The sequence below is a fragment of the Thermus aquaticus genome (assembly GCF_001280255.1).
Classification (GTDB): domain Bacteria; phylum Deinococcota; class Deinococci; order Deinococcales; family Thermaceae; genus Thermus; species Thermus aquaticus.
Genome location: NZ_LHCI01000105.1, coordinates 18,023 through 18,966, shown reverse-complemented (window position 1 = coordinate 18,966; position 944 = coordinate 18,023). Strand labels below are relative to the sequence as shown.

General features: G+C 71.3%; 1 protein-coding gene. It reads right to left on the bottom strand.

Features of this window, described 5'->3' with window-relative positions:
* On the bottom strand, positions 1–715 hold a 715-nt coding region (locus BVI061214_RS00920), incomplete at its 3' end, for a hypothetical protein (protein WP_248841692.1).
* Between the last annotated feature and the right edge of the window lie 229 nt (positions 716–944).

Here is a 944-nt window from a genome sequence, read left to right as displayed (position 1 = left end):
CCATCACCGCCTCCAGGTAGCGGGCGGGGTAGCGCACCCCTCCCTGGGCCACCCCCCTCAGGGTGAGGGCCAGGGCCTGGAGGAAGACCTCCCCCTTGGGCAGGGCCTCCCGCTCCAGGCGGGCCAGGTAGGCGGCCCAGAGGGCCTCGGAGGGGAAGCCGGGCCGGAAGGCCCGGTAGAACGCCCCCCAAAGCCCCGCCCCCTTGAGGGCCCCCTGCAGGGGTTTTGTGCCCGCCTTCACGAGCGGCGGGGAAGAGTTGGAAAGGACCGAAGGCGCGTCCGCCGAAGAGGGGGCGGCCGGGACGCTTTCGCCACCGAGGTCCGCCTCGGGGAAGTCCTCTTCTCCTTGAGAGGGCTGGGCCACCTCTTCTTCCGAGGCCTCTTTCTCCTCCTCCTCGGCCCGGGCGGGCGGGTGTGAATGAGGAAGATCTTTTTCTTCCTTTACTTCTTCCTTTATTTCGGGCCCCCGGAAATCGCCGTCTGGAAGGCCATTTTCCCCACCTCCGCCCTGCAAGGCGTGCAGGGGGGCGTGCAAGGCTTGCGGGAGCCCCCCCGCCAGGCGGTAGCGCCCGGGGGAGTCCACCTCCACCAGCCGCGCCTCCCAGAGGTCCATGAGGGCCTTGCGGGCCGTGCGGGGGTCCACGCCCAGGAGGGCGGCCAGCTCCTTCTCGTCGGCGCTCTTCACCCGGAGCCGGGCCCGGGAGGCCAGGGCCAAGAGGACCAGGCGGGCGATGGGGGAGAGGGTCCTTTCCCCCCCGGGGGCCTCCCTCCTCTTGCCCCTCTCTGCGGGGTTTATGCGGCGGTCCCCGAGGATCCTCTGGATCCCAGGCGGAGGTGGGAAGTGGTGTGGGGCTAGAGCCCGACCACCCGCGTCCGCCCCTCGTAGGCCGTCAGGTGGGCGTCCGTGGTCCAGAGCTCCTCCGCTCCCGCCTCCAGGGCGGTGG